Below are 7,845 nucleotides of genomic sequence, written 5' to 3'. Positions count from 1 at the left end.
CGCCCCTGCTTGGCCGAACCACCAGCTGAATCCCCCTCCACGATGTAGATCTCAGACTCGGCCGGGTCGCGGGAGGAGCAATCTGCCAACTTGCCAGGCAGGGTGGAGCTCTCGAGCACGCTCTTGCGTCGCACCAGCTCGCGAGCGCGGCGGGCAGCCTCGGCTGCATTGAAGGCCTGAATAGCCTTCTCGAGGATCAGATCGATCACCGAGGGATTGAATTCTAGATATTCGCTGAGGGCTTCCCCCACCAGCGTGTCAACAATGCCGCGAACTTCCGTATTACCCAACTTAGTCTTGGTCTGACCCTCAAATTCCGGGTCGGGCACCTTTACCGAAAGCACCGCGGTGAGGCCCTCGCGGATGTTTTCGCCAGCTAGGTTGGTATCGGCATCCTTGCGCTTGCCGCGCTTTTTGGCAAAGGTGTTGAGGGTGCGGGTAAGCACCGTTTTCAGGCCCTCGATATGGGTGCCACCATCGACAGTGCGGATGTTGTTGGCAAAGCCAAGAATGCTGTCTGAGTAGGCATCCACGCACCACTGCAGTGCCGCTTCCACCTGTACACCGTCCTTTTCGCGGTTGACGTAAATGATTTCGGGGTGGAGAGGATCCTTCTCCTTATTCATGTAAGCGACGTATTCCTTGATGCCGCCTTCGTAGAAATAGATCTCTTCGTGAGCTTCGCCAGCGGCATTGCGGGCCGCAGCACGGTCGTCACGGAAGACAATCCGCACCCCACCATTGAGGTAGGCCAGCTCGCGTAAACGCGAGGAGAGAGTTTGGTAGTCGAACTCAATGCCGGTCGAGAAAATCTCGATATCGGGCTTGAAACACACCGATGTTCCGGTGCGGCCCTTCTCGCCAGCGGCTGATTGCAGGATGCCAATCGGGGCGCCGCGCTCAAAGCGCTGGGTGTGCACCTGGTCTTGGCGGTAAACCGTGACCTCCACCCACTCGGAGAGGGCATTGACCACCGACACACCAACGCCGTGCAGGCCGCCAGAAACCTTGTAGCCACCAGAACCAAACTTGCCGCCGGCGTGCAACACCGTGAGCACGGTTTCAAGGGCGCTCTTACCGGTGCGCGGGTGGATATCGGTGGGGATGCCGCGGCCGTTGTCGGTGACGGCGCAAGATCCGTCGTCGTTGAGCACCGCCAGGATCTGGTCGCAGTGGCCGGCTAGGGCCTCATCCACTGCGTTATCGACCACCTCGTACACCAAATGGTGCAGGCCTCGGGGCCCGGTGGAGCCGATGTACATGCCCGGCCGCTTGCGAACCGGCTCCAGGCCCTCCAGAACCTGGATCTGCTCGGCGCCATAGGCGGCCTGAATTTTCGTGGAAGCTTGGCTTTCAGCGCTCATGCAGGAAGGTCTCCCCAGGGATTCGGCACAGGACGGCGAAATCCCGGGGCAAGTAAGGCGCAAACGGGCCCAAAAGCCCTATTGCAATAAGCAATTTACCACCGCCAACCCGGGCTGACACCCCCTGGCAAGGTGGACCCATGAGCCCCACTGAGTCCGCAGGCCAACCCCTTGTCATCGTCTTGCTGGGCCCCACGGCCAGCGGCAAAACGGACCTGGCAATCGCCCTGGCCCAGGCCCTCGATCTGGCGGTGCTGAACGTGGATTCGCGCCAGCTCTACCGGCAGATGGACGTGGGCACCGCCAAGCCCACGGCCGCTCAGCGGGGGCAGGCGCGCCACGAGCTGCTGGATCTGCGCGATCCCGACCAGCCGATCAACCTGCAGGAGTTTCGGGCGATCGCCGAGGCCCAGCTCAACGCCGAACTTGCCAGCAAGCCCCTGGCCCTGCTGGCTGGCGGCAGCGGCCTCTACCTACAGGCCCTCACCCAGGGGCTGGAGCCCCCAGCGGTGCCACCCCAACCCCAACTGCGCGCCCAGCTAGCAGCCCTCGGCCAGCCCCTCTGCCACCAGCTGCTGCGCCAGGGCGATCCAGCGGCCGCCGCCCGCATCGCCCCCGCCGATGCCGTGCGCACCCAAAGGGCCCTGGAGGTGCTCTATGCCACGGGGCGGCCCCTATCCAGCCAGCAGGGGGCCACGCCGCCGCCCTGGCGGGTGCTGGAGCTGGGCCTAACCCCCACCGACCTAACAGGCCGCATTGCCAGCCGCACCAAGGGCCTATTTGCTGCGGGGCTGGTAGCTGAAACCGAAGCGCTGATCGAGCGCTACGGGGCTGAACTGCCCCTGCTCAACACCATCGGCTATGCCGAGGCGAAGCAGCAGCTGGCCGGCGAGCTCAGCGAAACTGAAGCGATCGCCCTTTGCGAGCAGCGCACCCGCCAATTCGCCAAACGGCAACGCACCTGGTTTAGGCGGCGCCATGCGCCGATCTGGCTGGAAGAGCGCAGCACCGAGGGGCAGTTGGCCCAGGCGTTGCAAGTGGTCGAGCGCGGACTAGGGTGAAGCGTTAGCGATTTCGCGATCCTTCACACCCCTGAATGCCTCCACGTCCCCGTTTTGACCGCCGTGCTCCCGTGCGGGAGCTGCCCAACATCAACGACCGCATCAGCTACCCCAACCTGCGGGTGGTGGATGCCGATGGCAGTCAACTGGGGGTGATCACCCGCGAGGAGGCCCTTGAGGTTGCCAAGGACCGCGAGCTCGATCTGGTGTTGGTGAGCGAAAAGGCCGATCCGCCGGTGTGCCGGATCATGGACTACGGCAAATACAAGTTTGAACAGGAAAAGAAGGCCAAAGAAGCCAAGAAGAAGTCGCACCAGACGGAAGTAAAAGAAGTGAAGATGCGCTACAAGATCGACTCGCACGACTATCAGGTGCGGATCGGCCAGGCGCAGCGCTTCCTTAAGGACGGCGACAAGGTGAAGTGCACCGTGATCTTCCGCGGCCGCGAAATCCAGCACACCGCCCTAGCTGAAGTGCTGCTCTACCGCATGGCCAAGGACCTCGAGGACAACGCCGAGATCCAGCAGCCCCCCAAGCGGGAAGGGCGCAACATGATCATGTTCCTGAGCCCCCGCAAGGCCGCCGCTCCAAAGGGCAACACCAAGGTGGCTTCAAGTTCCGCTGCAGAACCCACGGGTTAAATCGCTTCTCTAGCGATCGCCTGCATATCGCTCAAGCGCTGAACGGTTGGAGGGAAGGTCTGGGCGGGCGGACATTGGCGGGCTTGCATTGGGTTTTTGCGCGTGCAGGAAGTTGTACAGATGTACAACTTCCCGGAGGGCCGCCCACTTGCACCAGGCCCAACCGGCACAAGCGCGTATGCCAACAGGGGGATTGTCCCCAGGGCCAAGCCTCTTTATGGTGGCCACCAGCCCAATTGGCCCAACCCCGGCGTGCGATTCCACATCCAGCAGGAAAGCGACATCCCGGCGTCGACGCAGCTCTACAACCAGATCTGCTTCGCCATTGCGGCCCGCCATTACCCGCCGGGGCACCGATTGCCCAGCACCAGGCAGCTGGCGATGCAGACCGGCCTGCACCGCAACACGATCAGCAAGGTGTATCGCCAGCTGGAAACCGACGGCGTCGTTGAAGCGATGGCGGGATCGGGCATCTATGTGCGCGACCAGCAAAAGCCGCGGGAAATCAAGCCGCCGCCGGGCCCCAGGGGCCGTCCCCTGCCAGACATCGACCGTGAGGTGCGCCAGAGCGTCGATGGCCTGCTCAATGCCGGCTGCACCCTGCAGCAGAGCCGCGACTTATTCACCCGGGAGATCGACTGGCGCCTGCGCTGCGGCGCCCGGGTGCTAGTCAGCACCCCCCGCGAGGACATCGGCGCCTCGATGCTGATCGCCGAGGAGCTCATCCCCAGCCTGGAGGTGCCGGTGGAGGTGGTGCCGATGGAGGAGCTGGCGGCGGTGCTCACCGAATCCAACAACGGCACGGTGGTAACCAGCCGCTACTTCCTGCAGCCGGTGGAGGAGATTGCCAAACAGCACGGCGTGCGGGCGGTGGCCGTTGATCTCAACGATTTTCGCCACGAGCTCGACCTACTCAAGGAGCTGCGCCAGGGCAGCTGCGTGGGCCTGGTGAGCATCAGCCCGGGGATCCTGCGGGCCGCCGAGGTGATCCTGCACAGCATGCGCGGCAACGAGCTGCTGGTGATGACCGCCAACCCCGACACAGGCAGCCGCCTGCTAGCCCTGCTGCGGGCCGCCAGCCACGTGCTCTGCGACCGCCCCAGCCTGCCGCTGGTGGAGCAGAGCCTGCGCCAAAACAGGGCCCAACTGATACGGATGCCTGTGGTGCACTGCGCCCAGAGCTACCTAGGCACCGCCACCATCGACGGACTGCGCAAAGAAATTGGCCTACTTGCTACCTGAACCCAATGGCTACATGAACCAAATGGCAGGCTGAATCAAGCGGATGAAGAGATTCGAACTCTCGACCCTCTCCTTGGCAAGGAGATGCTCTACCACTGAGCTACATCCGCAACTACCGGCTTTGCCGATTTCAAGATCATGCATGACGGGGGGCCCCTCGGTCAAACTGGCTCCATGCTCAAGGCACTGCAAGCCGACCTGGCGATCATCAAGCAACGAGATCCTGCGGCCCGAGGCACGCTGGAAATCCTGCTCTGCTATCCGGGCTTGCACGCCCTAACCCTGCACCGTCTCAGCCATTGGCTCTGGGCCCGGCGACTGCCGCCGTTGCCCCTGCTGGCACGGCTGCTGAGCCAGCTGGGGCGACTGGCTACCGGCGTTGAAATCCACCCCGGCGCCCGGATCGGCCATGGCGTGTTCATCGACCACGGCATGGGAGTGGTGATCGGTGAAACAGCCGTGATCAGTAACCGCTGCCTGCTGTATCAGGGCGTCACCCTGGGCGGCACCGGCAAGGCCCATGGCAAGCGCCACCCCACCCTGCTGGAGAACGTGGTGGTTGGCGCCGGCGCCAAGGTACTGGGGGCGATCACCGTGGGTGCCAACACCCGCATCGGCGCCGGCTCGGTGCTGCTGCGCGATGTGGCGGCCGACAGCACGGTGGTGGGCATCCCGGGCCGGGTGATCCATCAGAGCGGGGTGAGGATCGACCCCCTTGCCCACTCAGCCCTGCCAGACACGGAGGCGAATGTGATCCGCAACCTGATGGAGCGCATCGACGTGTTGGAAATGGAGCTGGCCCGCACCCAGGGCTGCCTGCGGGAGCTTGCCGCCGGCCGCCCCCTGCTGGAGCCCTGCAACGGCGCCGCTCAAAACCTCAAAGATCGCGAGATCCTGGAGTTTCTGGGCGACAACCCTGGCACCACCAGCTGAGTCCTGGTTTCCCACGCGTGCCTTCACATGGCAGCTTTCACATCAGTGCGGGCAAAGTGGTCGCCTTTGAACAGCAGCGGCAGGTCTAGGACCATGGCTAGGCCGTAGCTGAAGCAATCACCCAGGTTGAGGCCAGCCCGGTGGCGGCCCTTGCCGAAGTGGCGCCAGCCGTGGAGGGCCCAGTGCACATGCAACGTGTCGAGCGGAAGCGACTTGATCTCCGCTCGGCCCAAGAGCAAGTCCAACTCAGGAGGCCCTGCCTCACCGAGCTGACTGATCACCAGGATCTGAGCTTCCAAGAGAGTGGTGGTGGAGATCCACTTCGGAGATGGCTGACTCAGGCAGCCAAGGAGTTCGGCAGCTTCGGGCTCCGCTTTGAGAATGGCTATCAGAGCAGAGGTATCGATCACCATCAGACCGGCAGACCGTCATCGTCGTAGAGGGCATCCTGCAGCTTCAGCGCAGATGGCCCTGGGCTTCTCTCAGTTCGGCCGCAAGCGCACGACGCACGGCATCGGTCACGGTGGTGCCATGCCGCGCCGCCAGCTCAGGGGCCATGGCATGTACCTCAGGGTCTTTGATGTTCATGCCCATGGATGCTCACACCCCCACAAGGAGCCGGGCAGAAATCAACAATATTTCTACCTAGACCCCGATCTCGCCCAAAATGAAGATCACCTTCTTGTCGCCATGAACAACAAGCCAAGGCGCTAACTTGACGCCATGGACGACAAGCTGCCCGCAGACCTGCAAGCCCTGCTGCGCCAGAAACTGGTGGACAGCTGGCAGCAGCCGCTACCCCAGCTGACCCAGCGCGACACCTGGATCCCCAGGATCCCCGGCAAAACGCTGGCCGTGATCGGCATGCGCCGCAGCGGCAAAACCTCACTGCTATGGCAGGAGCTGGGCCGGCGTGTGGAGGCGGGCGCGGAGCGCAGCTGGCTGCCGATGCTGTCGCTGGAAGACGAGCGCCTGCTGGCCCACAACCCTGGTGCGGAGCTGCTCGACCAGCTTCTCGAGACCTATTTCCAGCTCCAGCCCCAGGCGCGGCAAGCGGGAGCGCGGCGGGGCTGCCTGTTTCTCGATGAGATCCAACGCATTCCCGGCTGGGAGGGATTCGTGCGGCGGGTGATGGACAGCGAACCGATCGACGTGGTTGTGAGTGGCTCGTCGGCGGAGATGCTCTCCACCGAGATCGCCAGCAACCTGCGGGGGCGCGCCCTAGAGGCGGTGGTGTATCCGTTCAGCTTCCGCGAGAGCCTCCGCCACCGAAGCCTGGAGCCGCTGCAGCCGAGCACGCACTGGAGCAGCGCCCAGCGCTCGCAGCTCACTCACCAGCTGGAGCACTACCTGCGCTGCGGGGGTTTCCCGGAGGCTCAGGGACTGGAGGAGCGCAGCCGCCGGCTGCTGCTGGGCAGCTACGTGGACAGCACCGTGCTGCGGGATGTGATCGAGCGCCATGCCATCCGCCAGCCCCTGGCTCTGCAATGGCTGGTGCGGCAGCTGCTCAGCAACGGTGGCGGCAGCTTCAGCCTCAACCGCCTGCATGGAGCCCTGAAAAGCCAGGGTCTAGCGATCGGCCGCGAACACCTGGCCGAGCTGGTGCAGCACCTAGAGAGTGCCTTCCTGATCCACTGCTTGGGCGTGGTGGGAGGTTCGCTGAGGCGTCAGATGACGCTGCCCCGCAAGGTGTATCCGGTCGATCCGGGTTTGCTGCCCCTCTATGAACTGGAGGGGCGCAGCAATCTCGGACATGCGCTGGAAACCGTGGTGCTTTTGGAATTACTGCGGAAAGGAGCGGAGGTGGGCTACCTGCGTACAAGCAACGGCCACGAGGTGGACTTCCTCGCCCGTTTCCCCGATGGCCGGCGGGAGCTGATCCAGGTGTGTACCGATCTCAGTGAACCAGCGACTTTGCAAAGGGAGCTGCGAGCACTCCTGGAGGCCCTGCAGGAACCGTCGAGCAGCGGCGCCCAAGCGCGGGTGATTTCACTCAACAACAGGCCGCCCCGGGGGGAATGGCCACAACCGGTGGCCTGGAGCAGCGCAGTGGAATGGCTGCTGGAGTGAGCCGAATCAGCTGATGCACTGGCCTTGTCGAGGTGCGTTTAGGCAAGCTGCCGGCAGCCAGCGGACTGGTCGACACCCTGCCCCAACACTTGGCGGCTTCAGGGCTGCAGGCCTTCCCTTAGCGCTTGCTCTGGTAGCCGCCCGGTAAGATTTGGCTTGTGCTGGCCGTTCCGCCTCAATGCTCAAGCTGCTGCTGGGTGATCCAAATGCCCGCAAGCTGAAGCGCTACCAGCCGATCGTTTCTGATATCAACCTGCTCGAGGAGGAAATCTCCCCCCTCTCCGACGACGAGCTGCGCGGCCTCACTGCTGAATTCCGCCAGAAGCTGGAGCAGGTGGCGGGCAATACCGCCAAGGAGCGGGCCTTGCTCGATGAGCTGCTGCCCCAGGCCTTTGCCGTGGTGCGCGAGGCCGGCAAGCGGGTGCTGGGCATGCGGCACTTCGATGTGCAGCTGATCGGCGGCATGGTGCTGCACAACGGTCAAATCGCTGAGATGAAAACCGGCGAGGGCAAAACCCTCGTGGCCACCCTGCC

At 63.8% G+C, this 7,845-nt stretch carries 8 protein-coding genes, 1 tRNA gene and 1 pseudogene; 6 read left to right on the top strand and 4 right to left on the bottom strand.

Annotated elements, in window-relative coordinates; translation table 11 throughout:
• Positions 1-1,364 (bottom strand): ATP-binding protein (locus KBY85_RS15180; protein WP_254962300.1); only part of this gene is annotated, 1,364 nt, incomplete at its 3' end.
• A gap of 140 nt (positions 1,365-1,504) precedes the next feature.
• Here KBY85_RS15180 and miaA point away from each other — a divergent pair.
• The 3 genes from miaA to KBY85_RS15165 all read left to right on the top strand — a co-directional run bounded on the left by miaA (position 1,505) and on the right by KBY85_RS15165 (position 4,308).
• Positions 1,505-2,425, top strand: coding sequence for a tRNA (adenosine(37)-N6)-dimethylallyltransferase MiaA (gene miaA / locus KBY85_RS15175; RefSeq protein WP_254962299.1), 921 nt, complete (start codon positions 1,505-1,507; stop codon positions 2,423-2,425).
• Positions 2,426-2,460: 35 nt separating this feature from the next.
• Positions 2,461-3,066, top strand: a complete 606-nt coding sequence (gene infC / locus KBY85_RS15170) for a translation initiation factor IF-3 (protein ID WP_254962298.1) — start codon at positions 2,461-2,463, stop codon at positions 3,064-3,066.
• Between the two features lie 252 nt (positions 3,067-3,318).
• Positions 3,319-4,308 (top strand): GntR family transcriptional regulator, encoded by a 990-nt coding sequence (locus tag KBY85_RS15165; protein ID WP_254942829.1) that lies wholly within the window; start codon positions 3,319-3,321, stop codon positions 4,306-4,308.
• A gap of 38 nt (positions 4,309-4,346) precedes the next feature.
• Here KBY85_RS15165 and KBY85_RS15160 read toward each other — a convergent pair.
• Positions 4,347-4,418: transfer RNA gene (locus tag KBY85_RS15160), tRNA-Gly, on the bottom strand.
• Between the two features lie 64 nt (positions 4,419-4,482).
• Between KBY85_RS15160 and cysE the strand changes: the two genes are divergently transcribed.
• The gene (gene cysE / locus KBY85_RS15155; RefSeq protein WP_254962297.1) at positions 4,483-5,241 is read left to right on the top strand and encodes a serine O-acetyltransferase; all 759 of its coding nucleotides are present in this window, start codon (positions 4,483-4,485) and stop codon (positions 5,239-5,241) included.
• A 23-nt stretch (positions 5,242-5,264) separates the two neighbouring features.
• Here the strand turns inward: cysE and KBY85_RS15150 are convergent, their stop codons facing one another.
• Complete coding sequence (locus tag KBY85_RS15150) at positions 5,265-5,654, bottom strand: type II toxin-antitoxin system VapC family toxin (RefSeq protein WP_254962296.1); 390 nt, start codon at positions 5,652-5,654, stop codon at positions 5,265-5,267.
• A gap of 43 nt (positions 5,655-5,697) precedes the next feature.
• Positions 5,698-5,835, bottom strand: a complete 138-nt coding sequence (locus tag KBY85_RS15145; RefSeq protein WP_254962295.1) for a type II toxin-antitoxin system VapB family antitoxin — start codon at positions 5,833-5,835, stop codon at positions 5,698-5,700.
• A 129-nt stretch (positions 5,836-5,964) separates the two neighbouring features.
• On the opposite strand from KBY85_RS15145, the gene KBY85_RS15140 reads away from it, so the two are divergent.
• Both KBY85_RS15140 and secA read left to right on the top strand, forming a co-directional pair.
• Positions 5,965-7,311, top strand: a complete 1,347-nt coding sequence (locus KBY85_RS15140) for an ATP-binding protein (protein WP_254962294.1) — start codon at positions 5,965-5,967, stop codon at positions 7,309-7,311.
• Positions 7,312-7,489: 178 nt separating this feature from the next.
• Positions 7,490-7,845: pseudogene (gene secA, locus KBY85_RS15135) on the top strand (preprotein translocase subunit SecA); the annotation flags it as partial.

Origin of the sequence: Cyanobium sp. BA5m-10, assembly GCF_024346255.1 — a bacterium.
In the GTDB taxonomy this organism is placed as follows: domain Bacteria; phylum Cyanobacteriota; class Cyanobacteriia; order PCC-6307; family Cyanobiaceae; genus Cyanobium_A; species Cyanobium_A usitatum.
This window is presented reverse-complemented; position numbering and strand designations above follow the sequence as displayed.

Bases quoted from the DNA above. Each gene is read 5' to 3' on its own strand.
- miaA (WP_254962299.1), top strand. From the start codon at position 1,505: ATGAGCCCCACTGAGTCCGCAGGCCAACCCCTTGTCATCGTCTTGCTG.
- infC (WP_254962298.1), top strand. From the start codon at position 2,461: ATGCCTCCACGTCCCCGTTTTGACCGCCGTGCTCCCGTGCGGGAGCTG.
- cysE (WP_254962297.1), top strand. From the start codon at position 4,483: ATGCTCAAGGCACTGCAAGCCGACCTGGCGATCATCAAGCAACGAGAT.
- KBY85_RS15150 (WP_254962296.1), bottom strand. From the start codon at position 5,654: ATGGTGATCGATACCTCTGCTCTGATAGCCATTCTCAAAGCGGAGCCC.
- KBY85_RS15145 (WP_254962295.1), bottom strand. From the start codon at position 5,835: ATGGGCATGAACATCAAAGACCCTGAGGTACATGCCATGGCCCCTGAG.
- KBY85_RS15140 (WP_254962294.1), top strand. From the start codon at position 5,965: ATGGACGACAAGCTGCCCGCAGACCTGCAAGCCCTGCTGCGCCAGAAA.